At 72.3% G+C, this 552-nt stretch carries 1 protein-coding gene; it reads right to left on the reverse strand.

The window, feature by feature from the left end; all coding sequences use genetic code 11:
- Positions 1 to 285: 285 nt before the first annotated feature.
- Positions 286 to 552: hypothetical protein (locus WH91_RS10285; RefSeq protein WP_046170928.1), on the reverse strand; the 267-nt coding region annotated here is incomplete at its 5' end.

The raw sequence follows: 552 nt of genomic DNA on the forward strand, positions 1-552 counted from the left end.
ACGATGGCCACCTTCAGGCCGGCGCCGGACAGGCGCGCAGCCAGCGGCGGGCCGGCCTGTCCGGTGCCGATGATGATGGCGTCGAAGCGTTGCGTCATGGCGCTCTCCTTCGTGTGCGGGCCGGTCGCGGCCGTCTCGCTATGGTAGGCGGCGCACGCGGCAACGGCGAGTCATGGCAACAGGAGTTGCCGACGCGCCGGGCAACATACGCAGGCAGCGCCTTCGCCGGAAGGAAAGCAGGAAGTCGGCCGGTGCGCTCAATGGCGAGCGCACCGGCGCATCACATCAATGGTGGTGAGGGTGGTGGCCATGGCGACGGTAGCCCCGGTCGTCGCGGTCGGAATACGAATTGCGCTGGACGTTGCCGCCCAGAGCTGCACCGGCGCCGCCACCCAGGCCCGCACCAACGATGCCGCCCGTGTGGCCGCCCATGGCATTGCCCGCAGCCGCACCCACGCCGCCGCCCAGCGCGCCGCCCACGATGGCGCCCTTGCGCTCGCGGCCGTTGGCCGTCAATGCGCCGCCCGCGCCGCCGCCGATCGCCCCACCAAC

The sequence above is a fragment of the Devosia psychrophila genome (assembly GCF_000971275.1).
Classification (GTDB): Bacteria; Pseudomonadota; Alphaproteobacteria; order Rhizobiales; family Devosiaceae; genus Devosia; species Devosia psychrophila.